This is a genomic window from Lutimonas vermicola (assembly GCF_038433205.1).
Lineage (GTDB): Bacteria > Bacteroidota > Bacteroidia > Flavobacteriales > Flavobacteriaceae > Lutimonas > Lutimonas vermicola.
The window spans coordinates 396,813-412,965 of sequence record NZ_JBCDNA010000002.1 but is presented as its reverse complement, the minus strand read 5'-3'; the positions used below and the strand labels follow the sequence as shown (position 1 = coordinate 412,965).

Here is a 16,153-nt window from a genome sequence, read left to right as displayed (position 1 = left end):
TTAAAAAATAAACAACAAGATTAAATATGGCATCTAACAAGAAATACTGGAAAAGTGTTGAAGAACTAAAAGAAAATAGTTCTATTGTTGAAAAGCTGCAGAAAAGTGAATTTGTTGAAGATCTCCCTACTAGTGAATTCTTGGGTGATAAGGAAACCCTGGAAGCAAGTGATACTTCAAGAAGAGACTTTTTAAAATATGTAGGATTTTCCACTGCGGTTGCATCTTTAGCTGCCTGTGAAGGACCTGTGGTAAATTCCATTCCTTATGTAGTAAAACCTGATGACCTGATTCCGGGCATTGCCGACTATTACGCATCCACTATGGCCGATGGCTTCGATTTTGCGAATATATTGGTTAAAGTGAGAGAGGGCAGGCCCATTAAGATAGAACCTAACAAGGATTCTAAAAATGGAAGTACCAACGCCAGGGTTCAGGCCTCTGTTTTATCCCTTTATGATAATAACAGGCTTAACGGACCATTGGCCAAAGGCACTGAAACTGATTATGCAACACTCGATAAGGAAGTGCAGTCCAAGTTAAATGAAATCAAGGAAAAGGGTGAGAAGATAGTATTGCTAACTGCTACCACGGCAAGCCCTTCTCTTCACAAACTGGTGGCTCAATTCAATGAAGCTTATGGCAATGTAGAGCACGTTATTTACGATGCTGTTTCAGAAGATGCTGCCTTGAATGCCTTTGAAAAAATGTATGGAACAAGGTCTTTACCTGATTATAATTTTGGTAAGGCAGAGGTAATCGTTTCAGTTGGAGCCGATTTTCTTGGCGATTGGCAGGGAGGCAATTTCGGACCTGATTATGCTAAAGGAAGAAAGCCTAAAAATGGAAAAATGTCTCGTCATATCCAGTTTGAGTCAAACATGACCCTAACCGGAGGTAATGCAGATAAAAGAGTTATCGTTAGACCATCTGAACAACTTCAGGTGATGAGTAAGCTATATGAGGCAATTGTTAATGGTAAGGAAACCGGAGGCTCAACTCCTGTAGACGATGCTGTCAATAAGGCCGTTGCTCAAATCAGAAAGGCCGGAAAAAAGGCTGTTGTGGTAACGGGTATCCAGGACGAAAATGCTCAATTGCTGGCCCTGGCTATCAATAATGCATTGAAAAGTGAGGTCATTGATGTTGTCATGACTAAAAATGTGCGTCAGGGGGATACGAAAAAAGTAAACCAGCTGATAAAAGAAATGGCATCAGGAAGTGTTGGTGCGGTATTGATTGCAAACAGCAACCCGGTTTATTCATTGGCAAATGGCGCAGCGTTTGCTGAGGCCTTACAGAAGGTATCGCTTTCTGTTTCTTTCAGTATGTCGGCTGATCAAACTGCCGAAGTATCCCAATACGTAGTTGCCAGCCCACATTATCTTGAATCCTGGGGTGACGTTGAGATTGTAAAAGGAAGTTACAGTTTAATTCAGCCTACCATTAAGCCCTTGTTCAATACACGTCAATTAGAAGACAGTCTTTTGCAATGGATGGGTAGTGAAAGTGCTTACTACGATTATGTAAAGGATAACTGGCAGACCAATTTGCTTGCCGGAAAATCATGGAATAAAACGCTTCAGGAAGGGACTTTTTCAGTTGTTAGTGAAGATCTTGTTGTCGCTAATGAATTAGACATGGCTGCGGCCAGTGCTTCGTTGTCAAAAGCAGCAAGCGCTGATATGGAACTCACTGTTTATTCAAAAACAGGCCTGGGTGATGGTCAGCAGGCGAACAACCCTTGGTTGCAGGAACTTCCGGATCCGATTACCAGAACATCCTGGGACAATTATTTATTGATCTCCAGAATAGATGCCGAAAAGTTTGATTTAACCAATAGAACTGTTGACAACGGAGCTTTGAATGGAGACCTGGTCAATATAACTGCCAATGGAGTAACCTTGAGTAACGTTCCGGTGTATATACAGCCGGGTCAGGCTCCCGGATCAGTGGCCATTGCAGTGGGATACGGTAGAACCGACCTCAAAAAAGACATGAAAGTCGGAGTAAATGCCTATCCGCTTTCAGAGGGTGCTTTTCAAAGTGTAAGCATAGAAAAAATTGAAGGAGAGCACAAGTTTGCCTGTGTACAGCTACACCATACGATCATGGGCAGAGAAGAAGAAATCACCAAGGAAACAACCCTGGCTGATTTTGTCTCGAAGCCTAAAGAAGACTGGAACCATGCACCGGTGTTTTCTCTTGATCATCAGGAAGTGACTCAGGATAAAGTGGATTTATGGGAAAAATTTGATGACAGTTTGGGAACCAGATTTAACCTTTCCATTGATCTTGCCACGTGTACAGGATGTGCTGCCTGTGTAGTTGCCTGTCACGCTGAAAACAATGTTCCCGTTGTGGGTAAACATGAAATCAGGGTGAGTAGAGATATGCACTGGCTGAGGATTGACAGATATTATTCAAGTGATATGACGGTTGCTCAGGGTAAAGAAGACGGATCTTTCGGATCAGGTGACTTCTTTAAGGCTCAGGGTGAGCCTTCGGATGCTCCAGAAGTGTCTTTCCAGCCTGTCATGTGTCAGCATTGTAACCATGCACCTTGTGAAACGGTATGCCCGGTAGCGGCAACTTCACACGGACGCCAGGGTCAGAATCAAATGGCTTATAACCGTTGTATCGGAACCCGTTATTGTGCTAACAACTGTCCTTACAGGGTGAGAAGATTTAACTGGTTCAAGTATGCCAATAATAACGAGTTCGACTTCAACATGAACAACGAACTTGGAAGAATGGTATTGAATCCGGATGTTACGGTGAGGTCAAGAGGGGTTATGGAAAAATGTTCTTTCTGTATCCAAAAGACTCAGTTGACGATTTTAAATGCCAAAAAAGAAGGCAGGGTCGTTGCTGACGGGGAGTTTTCAACTGCTTGTTCCAGCGCTTGTCCTAATGATTCTTTGGTGTTTGGGGATGTGAATGATTCAGTGAGTGAAGTGGCTCACTTGAGCGAAGATGACAGAAGCTTTAAGCTGCTTGATTTTGTTGGCACAAAACCTAACGTCTTTTATCAATTGAAGGTTAGAAATACCACAGAGGCTTAAGCCGGTTGGATACAGAATAAAAAAAGAGAAATAAATTAATATTACAATATACTATGTCTCATTACGAAGCACCTATTAGAGAACCATTAATCATAGGAGATAAGAGTTATCACGACATTTCTAATGATATTGCAGCACCCATTGAGGGCAAGGCCAACAAGTGGTGGTGGGCAGTATTCAGTTTGGCTTTGATCGCCTTTTTATGGGGTATTGGAGCCATAGCTTATACCATTGGTACAGGTATTGGTGTTTGGGGTCTTAACAATAAAATCAACTGGGCCTGGGACATTACAAACTTTGTTTGGTGGGTAGGTATCGGACATGCAGGAACACTTATTTCAGCTGTACTTCTTTTATTCCGTCAGAAGTGGAGAATGGGGATCAACCGTTCGGCTGAGGCCATGACTATTTTTGCCGTATTCCAGGCAGGACTGTTTCCTGTAATTCATATGGGACGTGTATGGAATGGTTACTGGACCATGCCTATACCAAACCAATTCGGAAATCTTTGGACAAACTTTAATTCACCTTTATTATGGGATGTATTTGCTATCTCAACCTATCTGACAGTTTCCGTAGTGTTCTGGTATACGGGATTATTGCCTGATTTTGCTATGATCCGTGACAGAGCTACCAAGCCATTTCAAAAGAAAATTTACAGTTTATTGAGTTTTGGTTGGACCGGAAGAGCTAAAGACTGGCAGCGTTTCGAAGAGGTATCTTTGGTTTTGGCCGGGCTTGCAACACCTTTAGTACTTTCTGTGCATACAATTGTATCATTTGACTTTGCCACTTCGGTCATTCCAGGATGGCACAGTACTGTTTATCCGCCATACTTTGTGGCTGGAGCCGTATTCTCAGGATTTGCCATGGTACAGACTCTTTTGATCATCATGAGGAAAGTATCAAACCTCGAAGCTTATATCACAAGGGGCCATATTGAAAATATGAACAAGGTTATTTTGGTAACCGGCGGTATCGTTATGGTCGCATATCTTTCTGAATTTTTTGTGGGATGGTACTCAGGTAGTTCCTATGAAGATTTCACATACTTATCTGTAGGTGCCGCAACGGGACCTTATTGGTGGGCATTCTGGGCATTGATATTGTGTAATGGAGTGTTTCCTCAGTTACTGTGGATTAAAAAGCTTAGAACAAATTATACGGTATCTTTTATCATGGCCTTAATTATCAACATTGGGATGTGGTTTGAACGTTTTGATATTATTGTGATTAACCTGAGCAGGGGTCACCTTCCTTCAACCTGGACTCAATTTGAACCAACATTTGTAGACATAGGGATCTTTATGGGTACGATAGGATTCTTCTTTGTGCTGTTCCTTTTATATGCAAGAACATTCCCTGCTGTTGCGCAGGCAGAAGTAAAATCCATTTTAAAATCATCAGGAGATAATTTTAAAAGAGCCAGAGATACTAAATAAAAGATACAATTGATAAAATAAAAAAAGATGAGCGATAAAGTTATACATGCGATATACGACGATGACGATGTTCTGTTAAAGGCAGTTAAAGAGGTTCGTGAAGCTAATCATCATATTGATGAAGTTTACACGCCGTTTCCGGTTCACGGCCTGGAAAAAGCCATGGGGATAGCCAATACGCGAATTGCAATCACAGCTTTTCTTTACGGAATCACTGGTCTTGGATTTGCAGTCTGGATGATGAACTATATGATGATTGAAGACTGGCCCCAGAATATTGGTGGAAAACCAAGTTTTAGTTACGCAGAGAACATGCCGGCATTTGTGCCAATTATGTTTGAATTGACCGTCTTCTTTGCTGCACATTTGATGGTGATTACTTTCTATATGAGAAGTAAGATTGGGCCTTTTGTCAAGGCGTCGAATCCTGATCCGCGAACCACGGATGATAAATTCTTAATGGAGGTTCCTGTAACAGGTGATGCAAAGGAACTGGAAGCATTTTTGACCAAAACAGGAGCCACTGAAACTAAAATTGTTGATAAGCACTAAAAGATTAATAATGAAGAATATATTCAATATTGCATTTACAGGTTTAATGATGGTATTGCTTGTTTCATGTAGTGATGGAAGACCTACTGAAAGAAGCGTTCAATATATGGGAGATACAGATATGTACGTTCCTGTTTCGTATGAAACCTACGGTGAAAATCCTTTTTTCGAAAATAAAATTAATGCTCAGTTACCTGTAGAAGGAAGCATTGCACGGGGGGCAACAGTTTACGATTATCCTGATTCTGAGGCCGGATATCAGATGGCAAAAGATTCATTGACATCGCCTTTTAAGGTTGACGAATCAGTTCTTGAAAAGGGAAAAGTTACCTACCAGATTTACTGTTCTTCTTGCCACGGTGATAAGGGTGACGGTATGGGTACACTGGTTAAAAACGAGAAATTTTTAGGTGTTCCCAATTACAAAGACAGAGATATCACTCAAGGAAGTATTTATCATGTGATCATGCATGGAAGAAATCTTATGGGATCTCATGCTTCGCAATTAACTGAAGAGGAGCGATGGAATGTGGTTCATTACGTCGAGCTGTTAAGAGCGGATCTTTTGAAATAAAATAATTAAGTAAAAAATAAATACAGAATATAATGTATACATTTTCAGGTAAAATAAAAACGGTTTCACTTGTGCTAATGATCATCGGTGCTTTGAGCATTGGTTACGGGTTTTTTACTGCCCCAAAAACCACTCAGGATATTGAGCAGGCTTTGGCTCATAGTGAAGAAGGGCATCATGGAGATGAAGCTGTTCAGGCTGAGGCAAGTGCACATGATGACGCCAAGGAGGAAGCGCATGACTCAGATGAGGCACAAAATCATTTGGAGCATCTTCTTCATCAAGGTCAAAACAGACCATGGGCCGCATTTTTTATATCGGCGTTCTTCTTTTTGATGATTTCAGTTTGTGTACTCGTTTTTTATGCTATACAATGGGCTGCTCAGGCCGGTTGGTCAATCGTGCTTTTTAGGATCATGGAAGGTATTTCGGCTTTTATTCTGCCCGGATCGATATTATTGTTTGTTTTTCTTTTGTTGTCGGCATTTCATATGAATCACATTTATGTGTGGATGGCAGAAGGTACTTTTGACGTTACTAGCGAAAATTATGATGCTATTATCGCTGGTAAAAGTTGGTGGTTAAATACCCCGGGATGGTTGATAAGAAGTTTTATCTATCTGTTTGTGTACAATATCTTCATGTTTATGTTGAGAAGAAATTCTTTGGCACTTGATGAATCTGGTGACATAAGGATTTATAAAAAGAACTTTAACCTTTCAGTTGCATTTATCGTAGTATTTGGAATATTCGAATTATTTATGTCATTCGACTGGTTGATGTCACTGGATCCGCATTGGTACAGCCAATTGTATTCATTCTACGTATTTGCGAGTGTTCTTGTGTCTGCTATCACGACCATTGCCCTTGTAACGATCTATTTAAAAGGCAAAGGCGTACTGCCATTTGTAAACGACAGTCATATCCATGACCTGGCCAAATATATGTTTGGATTCAGTATTTTCTGGACTTATTTCTTTTTTGACCAGTTTATGTTACAGTGGTATGCTAACATTCCTGAAGAGGCTGCGTATTTTTACCCAAGATTGATTGGTTCGTACCAGTTACCCTTTATATCTATGCTCGTGATGAACTTTGTATTCCCCATCCTGATTCTTATGAACAGTGATTATAAAAGAATCCCTTGGTTTGTGGTTGCGGCTGGATTGGTGATCTTAACAGGACATTATATTGATATTTTTCAATTGATTTCACCGGCTACTGTAGGTGACAGTTGGAGTATCGGAATACCCGAATTGGGCTCTCTTGCTTTTTTCCTTGGCCTTTTTATTTATGTTGTTTTTACAGCGATTTCGAAGGCTCCATTGCTTGCAAAAGGCAACCCTTTTATTAAGGAAAGCGAGATTTATCACTATTAGAGTAACTGCTTAAATAATAAAAGGTTGTCTATGTTTAGACAACCTTTTTTTGTACCCGGATAATTTATTGATTTTTTTTTGGCTTAAAGCTGATATAAATCATGAAAATTAATATTTTTCTTTATATTTGCGGCACAGAAAATCCGCTTATAAACTTATATATCATTGATGAAAGCACTATTTTATATTCTTATATTTTTTGTAATTGCAACGGCTTTTTGGCAGTTTTTTAAATTATTAGGATTAACAAAGAAGGATCAGGTAGCAACAGAAAAGGAGAACAACATCAATGGATGGTTGATGTTAGGTTTAGGAGCTTTTATTTACGGATTAATGGTCTATTCTATGATTCAGGGCAGGGTTGTTTTACTGCCTCGAATGTCAGCTTCCCTTGAAGGTGAGGATATTGACAGGTTGTTCGTCATAACGATGGGTTTGATCATTGTGGTTCAGTTTATCACTCAGTTCCTCATTTACTACTTTACGTTTAAATACCGAGGCATTAAGGGACGTAAAGCCTTATTCTACGCAGATAGCCATAAACTTGAAATGTGGTGGACGGTTGCTCCAACAATAGTCTTGTCAGTATTGATTATCTACGGTCTATGGACATGGAATAATGTACAGGATCTTTCTCAGGCAGAAAATCCCTTGATCATCGAGGTCTATGCCAAGCAATTTCAATGGGAAGCAAGATATGCGGGGGAAGACAATGAATTGGGTGTAGGGCATGTAAATTTTATCAAAGGTATCAACACCATGGGAGTTGATATGACAGACAAGAATGCTGCCGATGATATCCCTGTAAGGGAATTACACTTACCCAAGGGAAGAAAGGTAATTTTTAAATTCAGATCTCAGGACGTACTTCATTCAGCTTATATGCCTCATTTTAGAGCACAGATCAATTGTGTTCCCGGTATGACGACTTCCTTTGGATTTACGCCAACGGTAACTACTGAAGAAATGAGACTTGACGAGGATACAAAGGCAAAATTTGACGCTATTAATGAGTTGAGACTTGCTAATGGTAACGAAGAAACTGTTGAATTTGATTATTTATTGCTCTGTAATAAAATTTGTGGAGCCTCTCATTACAACATGCAGATGAAAGTAGTTGTTCAGGAAGAGGATGATTTCAATAAATGGTTAAAAGAGCAAAAAACGTTAACCGAGGTTATCAATAACTAAGAACTAATCGAAAAACTTATTTAAGCAAAATGTCAGATCATCACCATCATAAAGAAACATTTATAACCAAGTATATTTTTAGCCAGGATCATAAAATGATCGCAAAACAATACCTTATTACAGGTATGTTTATGGGGGTTATAGGAGTGTTTATGTCTATGTTGTTTCGTTTGCAACTAGCCTATCCGGACCAAAGTTTTAGCATTATTGAGGCATTCCTTGGAAAAGGAGGAGAAGGCGGGCAGATGACCCCGGACATGTATATGGGGCTTGTGACCATTCATGGTACCATTATGGTATTTTTTGTGCTTACGGCAGGGTTGAGTGGTACTTTCAGTAACCTTTTGATCCCTTTACAGATCGGTGCAAGGGATATGGCCTCAGGATTTTTAAACATGATTTCTTATTGGTTGTTCTTCCTTTCAAGTTTGATCATGTTTCTTTCGATCTTTGTTCATACAGGAATGGCTTCTGCAGGATGGACCATTTATCCGCCTTTGAGTGCCCTTCCGCAGGCTATGTCAGGATCTGGCCTTGGAATGACCCTTTGGTTGGTGTCTATGGCAATCTTTATTGCTTCATCCCTAATGGGATCATTGAATTATATCGTAACAGTTTTAAACCTTCGTACAAAAGGGATGAAGATGACACGATTGCCTTTGACCATTTGGGCCTTCTTTATTACGGCTATTATTGGAGTAATCTCGTTCCCGGTATTGTTGTCAGCGGCCTTATTGTTGATTTTTGACCGTAGTTTTGGAACATCTTTCTATTTATCGGATATTTTTATTCAAGGGGAAGTGTTGCATTATAAAGGAGGATCTCCAATTCTTTTTGAACATTTATTTTGGTTTCTGGGGCATCCCGAAGTTTATATCATTCTCTTACCGGCACTGGGTATTACCTCTGAAGTAATCTCGACCAACGCGCGTAAACCAATTTTTGGTTACCGTGCAATGATTGGTTCGATCATGGCCATTGCGTTTTTATCGACCGTTGTTTGGGGACACCACATGTTTGTTACAGGAATGAATCCGTTCCTCGGATCAGTATTTACGTTTACGACTTTACTTATTGCAATTCCTTCGGCTGTCAAGGCCTTTAACTATATCACTACACTTTGGAAGGGTAATTTGCAGTTGAATCCTGCCATGCTTTTTTCTATAGGTATGGTTTCTACTTTTATCACAGGAGGGCTTACAGGTTTGATTCTGGGGGATAGTGCACTTGATATTAACGTTCACGACACCATGTTTGTGGTAGCTCATTTTCATCTTGTGATGGGTATTTCTGCTTTGTTCGGGATGTTTGCGGGTGTGTATCACTGGTTCCCGAAAATGTATGGTAAGATGATGAATAAAGATATGGGATACCTTCATTTCTGGATTACAGCTATTTCGGCATATGGGGTGTTTTTCCCAATGCATTTTATCGGGTTGGCAGGACTTCCTCGAAGATATTACAGTAACTCGGCATTTCCGATGTTTGAAGATTTACTTCACATCAATAAAGTAATCACGGTTTTTGCCCTTATTGGAGGTCTGGCTCAATTGATCTTCCTTGCGAATTTCTTCTTTAGCATTGGCAAAGGAAAGAAAGCCGTTCGGAACCCTTGGAAAGGCAATTCTCTGGAATGGACTACTCCGGTAGAGCATATGCACGGTAACTGGCCCGGAGAAATTCCTGAAGTATATCGCTGGGCCTATGATTACAGTAAGACCGACGATAATGGTGACTTATGGGGAGGTCAGGATTTTACACCTCAGAACGTACCGATGAGAGAAGGTGAAGAAGAGTTTTAAAAGCTACTACTAATTAAAAAAATCATATTTTTAGACCTCAATTTTATTGGGGTTTTTTTTTACCTTTAATCAAAACAAGGTCTGGTCATGTTAAAAAAAATAGGCTATTTCGTGATAGCATTACTACTTCTATTAGGAGTCGTATCTTACGTATACATACAGAATAATAAGCCCGATTATAAGGGCACTGTTTCAATGAATACGCTTGATAAAGCAGTCAGTATTTATTTTGACGACTATGGCATCCCACATATTTTTGCTGATAATGAAGCCGATGCATATAGGGCTTTAGGTTATGTTCACGCTCAAGACCGTCTTTGGCAAATGGAATTGATCAGACGGGTTGCTGCCGGAAGGTTAGCTGAAATATTTGGTTCTGAGTTGGTGAAAACCGACAAACTTTTTAGAGGTTTAGGTATCGATGCAGCTGCAGATAGGACTATACAGGGCCTTGACACAAACTCGCCGCACTTTTTACTGGCAAAGGCCTATTTGGATGGAATAAATCATTTTATAGATGAAGGGAAGACACCTATTGAATTCAAGCTGCTTGGAATAGATAAGGAGCATTATTCATTAAAGGACATTTATAATGTTTACGGCTATATGAGTTTTAGTTTTGCTCAAGCACATAAGACTGACCCTTTTTTAACAGATTTGAAAGATTTTTTAGGGAATCAATACCTTCTTGATCTGGATATAGATATTAGTCCGAGAACCACACTCATTAGAAACTCTCGCGGTATGAAGAGGATGGCAGGTAATATTGGAACAGAAGTTTCAAAACTGATGGAAGGTTTGCCGGTTCCACCTTTTATTGGAAGCAATAGTTGGGTGGTAGGGCCCCAGAGAACTGAAAACAACAAAGTCATATTTGCCAATGACCCGCATATAGGATTTTCACAACCCTCTGTTTGGTACCAGGCTCATTTGATTACCCCGGAGCATGAAATGTACGGTTTCAACCTTGCCTTGAGCCCTTTTCCTTTATTGGGTCATAATTATGACTATGCTTATGGTTTGACGATGTTAGAGAATGATGATATTGATTTTTACGCTGAAACAGACGATCAAAAATATGCTATCAGGCAAGAAATTATTAAAGTTAAAAATGAGGAGGACATTCAATTTGAAGTAAAAACGGGCATTCACGGCCCCCTAATGAATGACCTGATAGAAACAATAGATGGAGCTGATAAAATAGCCATGGATTGGATTTATACGAAATTTGACAACGAAATGCTCCAAGCTTCTTATGCGATTTCTCATTCAGGATCTTTACAGGAATTCAAGGATGGAGTTTCTAAAATAGTGGCTCCTGGTTTAAACATTATGTATGGGGATGCACGAGGCAATATTGCCTGGTTTGCTGCAGCTAAATTATATGAACGGGCAGAAGGAGTGCATTCAAAGTTTATTCTTGACGGTGCCAATGGTGTTGACGATCAAGTGAGTTATATTGATTTTGAGGATAACCCGCATGCGATCAATCCATCATGGCATTATGTATACTCTGCGAATAACCAGCCTGAAGAGGTTAACGGCAAACTATACCCCGGCTATTATCTTCCTCAGGATCGGGCAAAAAGAATAGTAAACTTAATAGAGTCTTCAGATAAATTATCGGCAAATGATGTAGCATCAATGATCATTGATGTAGAGTCTTCAGTGACACCGGAGCTGGTGAAAATCATATTGAACAACGTTTCCACCGTAAACCTGAATAAAAATGAAAAAGAGGCACTAAAAATTTTGAAGGACTGGAAAGGCGATTACATATCCGACCTTTCGGCACCTACCATTTATTTCAAATTCGTTTACCTGTTTTTTAAAAACACCTTTGAAGATGAAATGGGAGACGAGCTTTTTGAGCAGTTTTTAGAGACACATTTATACAAAAGGCAAATTGCCAAACAAATAAAACTGAACAAATCCGTTTGGTGGGATGACGTGAATACGAAGGAGATAAAAGAATTAAAAGATGAAATCATTACACGCTCCTTCCATCAAACGATTACAGCACTTGAATCTCAATTCGGTAATGATCCGGATGACTGGAAGTGGTCTGATGCCCTAAGCGTGAGCCATAAGCATGCTTTTGATAAGAATGGAATGTTAAGAGGTTTTTTTAATGTAGGGCCTTTCTCTACCAATGGAGGTATTGAAGTAATCAATAATCAATTATTTAAATTGAATCCAACTGGAAATTACAACGTTAAAGCGGGTCCGTCAACAAGACGCATCATTGATTTTAGTGATGTTGAAAATGCCAGGGCTATTTTACCGACAGGACAGTCAGGAAATGTATTCAGCAAACATTATAAAGATCAGGCGGATAGATACCTCAAAGGAGAATTTGTCAAAATGATGATGAACAAGGACGAGATCAAGGCCTCTGAAGATGTATTGGTGCTGCTTCCGATGAATGACAGCATCGAGTAGGAGACAGGCAAGCCATGTTGTTTTATAACTCCGAATCCACCTGCACTTTTAATCAAAAAGATCTGATGATAAATACCGATCTCCACGGTCACAAATTATACAGACGATTACGCCCTTTTCAATTTCATTGGCAATTTTAAGAGCCGTGGTTACGGAGCCTCCGCTGCTCATACCGGCAAAAACCCCTTCCTCTTTGGCCAGCCTGATACTCATAGCCCGCGCTTCTTCTTCACTTACTTCAATAATTCGGTCAACTTTAGAGCGGTTGAATATTTTTGGGAGATATTCTTCAGGCCATTTTCTGATACCGGGTATTTTTGAATTGTCAGTGGGTTGCGCCCCTATAATTTGAATATCAGGATTCATTTCTTTCAAATATGTGGAGACCCCCATAATCGTTCCTGTCGTTCCCATAGCCGAGACAAAATGCGTAACACTTTGATCAGTATCTCTCCAAATCTCGGGCCCTGTAGTTTTGTAATGCGCCTTCCAGTTATCAGGATTGGCAAATTGATTGAGCATGACAAAGCCTTCTTTGGCTACTTTCATTTCAGCATAATCTCTGGACCCTTCAATGCCATTACCGGCAGGTGTAAGAGTGACCTGGGCACCATAGGCCCTCATTGTTTGAACCCTTTCTCTGGTTGAATTCTCGGGCATTACCAATTCCATATTTAATTTATATATACCAGCAATCATGGCTAGGGCTATTCCGGTATTGCCACTGGTTGCCTCTATGAGTCGGCTATTTTGATCAATTTCATTCCTTTCTAGGGCAGACTTTATCATATTCATTGCCGGTCGGTCCTTTACGCTTCCACCTGGATTGTTTCCTTCCAATTTCATAAGTATCCTTACGCCTTTCTTCTCAATTAGGCGGCTTGATTCAACTAGTGGCGTGTTTCCAATAAGATCAAGAATTCTTTTTGTTTTCATCATTGGTTTTCGATTTGAGTTTGGTATCGGTTCTTTGGTAGACTATGGAATTTTCAGGAACTGAATTCGTCAACCAGACATTTCCGCCGATAGTACAGTTTTTTCCAATTACAGTTTCTCCACCCAATATGGTGGCACCGGCATAAATCGTTACGTCATCCTCCACAGTTGGATGTCGTTTCTGATCTTTCATGTTCTTGGAAACCTGAAGAGCACCCAGCGTAACACCTTGATAGATTTTGACCTTATTTTTGATAATGGCGCTTTCTCCAATAACTACACCGGTTCCATGGTCAATGAAAAAGGGAGATCCAATGCTGGCTCCAGGATGTATATCTATCCCAGTAAGACGATGTGCATATTCGCTCATCATCCTTGGAATCAAAGGCATTTGACACAGGTGGAATTCATGGCTTAGACGATAGACGGCAATCGCAAAAAAGCCAGGATAAGCCAGGATAACTTCTTCCACGCTTCGCGCAGCTGGATCGTGAAGATAGATGCATTTGGCATCCTGATTGAGTTGCTGAAGAAGATCGGGAAGACTCACCATAAATTTTTTCCAGATCAATTCATAACTTAGTCCCTCCTGTTCTTTCAGCATTTGACTAATTTCCCGAAAGGAATCTGCCAGGTCATCAATATTTTCCCTTACAGAAATTTTTGAATCGAATAAAATATGAAATAAGGCATTGGTAAAATCTTCAGTACCTGATTTCAGCCTAAAATCAACCAGGTGATTCTGTTTGTTATTCCTGATGCTTTGAATGATCTTATCTACTGACATAGCTTTTAATTGGTTCTGAGTAAGTTTTTTTAAAGACGTAAATCAACGTTGACGATGATACTTATTTTTGTTTAAATGGTTTTGTAGACCTCCTCAAAAGGAATTCTAAATCTTTCTCCGTAAACACCTTCCGGAAGCCTTATTCCACAACTCACCACCATATTGATTTCTGATCCAGAAGGCAGGTGCAACAATTTTTTTATTCTAAGCGTGTCAATTCCCTCCATAGGACAGGTGTCATAATTGATGTCTGACATGGCAAGCATAAAGGTTTGTGCCGCCAATGCTGCACTTTTATGTGTGACTACCCTTATATCACTTTTACGAGCCTGTCGGTATATAGGCCTGAAAAGACCGATTAACCAGTAGAATATATATTTGATATAACCAAAGATTCCCAAAAAATCCATATAAGTTAAAGGAACGATTGTTTTATAATAGGTGAAGGCAAATCTGGCCCTTTTGGATTGTTCTTTTTTAGGCTTGTCACCAAAAATGCCCTTAAGGTATGCAAGGTGCGCTTTGACCCTTTGACGCCATAAATCTTTTCTCACAACAAAGACCACCATTTGTTGAGCTGAAGCAGCTGCGTTTTGATCAAAACAATAGGAAGACATTCTTGACAAAATTTCTTTGGAAGTGATATGATGAAATTCCCACAACTGCATGTTGCTGCTGTTTGGGGCTAAGGTTGCCATTTCAAGACATGCTCTTACTTTGCCTGAATCAATGTGTTTGTTGGCATCGTATTTTCTGACTGACCTCCTTTTTTTGACGACTTCCGTAAATTCCATTCCTATCTCTTTTCTATATGATACAGCAAATCACGGCTTATGATTGCGACAATAAAGATAGCTAAATGATTGTAGATTGTCCGAGAGAAATATTCTCCACATGATAGAGTATATTCTTTTTATCAATGATGTATTCAGATATGAATTCCCCTACTGTGGATGTGTGTGCAAATTTCTTGGTAGAATTGATATCAGGCGTTGTGATATGATGCTCTATTGATTTTTCCACAGCGTTTTTGATCGCATCCGCCTCTTCATACAATTTAAAATGTTCAAGTAGCATAGCAGCTGATAAAATCGTTGCTAACGGGTTTGCAAGATTTTTTCCTTTCATCCTGGGGAAGGAACCATGAATAGGTTCAAATAAAACAGATTTTTCGCCAATCGAAGTTGATGCTAAAAGCCCTATGGAACCTGATATCACACTGGCTTCATCCGAGAGGATATCACCAAATAAATTCTCTGTTAATATTACGTCGAACTTCCTTGGATTCACAATGATCTTCATGGCTGCGTTATCCACATAGAGGTAATCAACCACAACTTCAGGATATTGTTTGGCAAGTTCCTTAACGCGTTTTCTCCATAATCTTGAAGTTTCAAGAACATTGGCCTTGTCGATAAGGGTTAATTTTTTCCTTCTGGATTTAGCTGATTTAAAAGCCATATGGGCAACACGGTCAATTTCATGCTCAGTGTAATTACAGGTATCTGAAGCTGATTTTCCATCCGCGCTTGTACTTTTTTCTCCGTAATAAATACCTCCTGTCAATTCCCTGAAAATGATAAAATCGGTATTCTTGATAACTTTTTCCTTAATGGGAGATTTGTGGATCAATGGTTCGAAAACCTTTAAAGGTCTGATATTGGCATATAAACCAAGTTCTTTTCTTAACTTGAGTAAACCTTCTTCGGGCCTGATTTTCGCATCAGGACTGTTTTCATATTTCGGATCGCCAATAGCTCCGAACAGGATTGCATCCGAATTTAAACAAAGTTCAAGAGTTTCGTCAGGTAAAGGCACTCCTTTTGCACTCAAGGCACTGCCACCAACAAGGCCATGGGTGAACGTGAATTCGTGGTTATATTTTTTTTCAATTGCTTTAAGCACTTTTACACCTTGCTCACAGACTTCTGGCCCGACTCCGTCACCAGCTAAAACAGCGATCTTTAATTTCATTTTTTTTGT

The 16,153-nt window shown here is 39.8% G+C and carries 12 protein-coding genes; 8 read left to right on the top strand and 4 right to left on the bottom strand.

The genetic code is table 11. The features are described 5' to 3' along the window. The first annotated feature begins 26 nt into the window (after window positions 1-26). The 8 genes from AABB81_RS09240 (at window position 27) to AABB81_RS09205 (ending at window position 12,447) form a co-directional block, all read left to right on the top strand. Window positions 27-3,065, top strand: a complete 3,039-nt coding sequence (locus AABB81_RS09240; RefSeq protein WP_342160106.1) for a TAT-variant-translocated molybdopterin oxidoreductase — start codon at window positions 27-29, stop codon at window positions 3,063-3,065. A gap of 53 nt (window positions 3,066-3,118) precedes the next feature. Then, window positions 3,119-4,507, top strand: coding sequence for an NrfD/PsrC family molybdoenzyme membrane anchor subunit (nrfD, locus tag AABB81_RS09235; RefSeq protein ID WP_342160104.1), 1,389 nt, complete (start codon window positions 3,119-3,121; stop codon window positions 4,505-4,507). A gap of 27 nt (window positions 4,508-4,534) precedes the next feature. Further along, window positions 4,535-5,059, top strand: coding sequence for a DUF3341 domain-containing protein (locus AABB81_RS09230; RefSeq protein WP_342160103.1), 525 nt, complete (start codon window positions 4,535-4,537; stop codon window positions 5,057-5,059). A gap of 10 nt (window positions 5,060-5,069) precedes the next feature. Further along, window positions 5,070-5,633 carry a c-type cytochrome gene (locus AABB81_RS09225; RefSeq protein ID WP_342160102.1) on the top strand — a complete coding sequence of 188 codons (564 nt, stop codon included), beginning with the start codon at window positions 5,070-5,072 and terminating at the stop codon, window positions 5,631-5,633. Window positions 5,634-5,665: 32 nt separating this feature from the next. Next, window positions 5,666-7,012, top strand: coding sequence for a quinol:cytochrome C oxidoreductase (locus AABB81_RS09220; protein ID WP_342160101.1), 1,347 nt, complete (start codon window positions 5,666-5,668; stop codon window positions 7,010-7,012). A 168-nt stretch (window positions 7,013-7,180) separates the two neighbouring features. Further along, window positions 7,181-8,203, top strand: a complete 1,023-nt coding sequence (locus AABB81_RS09215; RefSeq protein WP_342160100.1) for a cytochrome c oxidase subunit II — start codon at window positions 7,181-7,183, stop codon at window positions 8,201-8,203. Window positions 8,204-8,232: 29 nt separating this feature from the next. After that, window positions 8,233-10,005 carry a cytochrome c oxidase subunit I gene (locus AABB81_RS09210; RefSeq protein WP_342160098.1) on the top strand — a complete coding sequence of 591 codons (1,773 nt, stop codon included), beginning with the start codon at window positions 8,233-8,235 and terminating at the stop codon, window positions 10,003-10,005. Window positions 10,006-10,092: 87 nt separating this feature from the next. After that, entirely contained in the window at window positions 10,093-12,447 is a 2,355-nt protein-coding gene (locus tag AABB81_RS09205; RefSeq protein WP_342160097.1) for a penicillin acylase family protein, read from the top strand. A gap of 48 nt (window positions 12,448-12,495) precedes the next feature. Here the strand turns inward: AABB81_RS09205 and cysM are convergent, their stop codons facing one another. The 4 genes from cysM to leuB all read right to left on the bottom strand — a co-directional run bounded on the left by cysM (window position 12,496) and on the right by leuB (window position 16,144). Beyond that, entirely contained in the window at window positions 12,496-13,383 is an 888-nt protein-coding gene (gene cysM / locus AABB81_RS09200) for a cysteine synthase CysM (protein WP_342160770.1), read from the bottom strand. Then, the gene (gene epsC / locus AABB81_RS09195; RefSeq protein ID WP_342160095.1) at window positions 13,361-14,170 is read right to left on the bottom strand and encodes a serine O-acetyltransferase EpsC; all 810 of its coding nucleotides are present in this window, start codon (window positions 14,168-14,170) and stop codon (window positions 13,361-13,363) included. Before epsC ends, cysM begins: the two co-directional genes overlap by 23 nt. A gap of 71 nt (window positions 14,171-14,241) precedes the next feature. Then, on the bottom strand, window positions 14,242-14,964 hold the full coding sequence (locus AABB81_RS09190) for a nitroreductase family protein (protein ID WP_342160093.1): 723 nt from the start codon (window positions 14,962-14,964) through the stop codon (window positions 14,242-14,244). A gap of 61 nt (window positions 14,965-15,025) precedes the next feature. Next, the gene (gene leuB / locus AABB81_RS09185; RefSeq protein ID WP_342160092.1) at window positions 15,026-16,144 is read right to left on the bottom strand and encodes a 3-isopropylmalate dehydrogenase; all 1,119 of its coding nucleotides are present in this window, start codon (window positions 16,142-16,144) and stop codon (window positions 15,026-15,028) included. Window positions 16,145-16,153 lie beyond the last annotated feature (9 nt).

Excerpts from the sequence above, each read along its gene's own strand:
- AABB81_RS09240 (WP_342160106.1), top strand. The coding sequence starts at position 27 with ATGGCATCTAACAAGAAATACTGGAAAAGTGTTGAAGAACTAAAAGAA.
- nrfD (WP_342160104.1), top strand. The coding sequence starts at position 3,119 with ATGTCTCATTACGAAGCACCTATTAGAGAACCATTAATCATAGGAGAT.
- AABB81_RS09230 (WP_342160103.1), top strand. The coding sequence starts at position 4,535 with ATGAGCGATAAAGTTATACATGCGATATACGACGATGACGATGTTCTG.
- AABB81_RS09225 (WP_342160102.1), top strand. The coding sequence starts at position 5,070 with ATGAAGAATATATTCAATATTGCATTTACAGGTTTAATGATGGTATTG.
- AABB81_RS09220 (WP_342160101.1), top strand. The coding sequence starts at position 5,666 with ATGTATACATTTTCAGGTAAAATAAAAACGGTTTCACTTGTGCTAATG.
- AABB81_RS09215 (WP_342160100.1), top strand. The coding sequence starts at position 7,181 with ATGAAAGCACTATTTTATATTCTTATATTTTTTGTAATTGCAACGGCT.
- AABB81_RS09210 (WP_342160098.1), top strand. The coding sequence starts at position 8,233 with ATGTCAGATCATCACCATCATAAAGAAACATTTATAACCAAGTATATT.
- AABB81_RS09205 (WP_342160097.1), top strand. The coding sequence starts at position 10,093 with ATGTTAAAAAAAATAGGCTATTTCGTGATAGCATTACTACTTCTATTA.
- cysM (WP_342160770.1), bottom strand. The coding sequence starts at position 13,383 with ATGAAAACAAAAAGAATTCTTGATCTTATTGGAAACACGCCACTAGTT.
- epsC (WP_342160095.1), bottom strand. The coding sequence starts at position 14,170 with ATGTCAGTAGATAAGATCATTCAAAGCATCAGGAATAACAAACAGAAT.
- AABB81_RS09190 (WP_342160093.1), bottom strand. The coding sequence starts at position 14,964 with ATGGAATTTACGGAAGTCGTCAAAAAAAGGAGGTCAGTCAGAAAATAC.
- leuB (WP_342160092.1), bottom strand. The coding sequence starts at position 16,144 with ATGAAATTAAAGATCGCTGTTTTAGCTGGTGACGGAGTCGGGCCAGAA.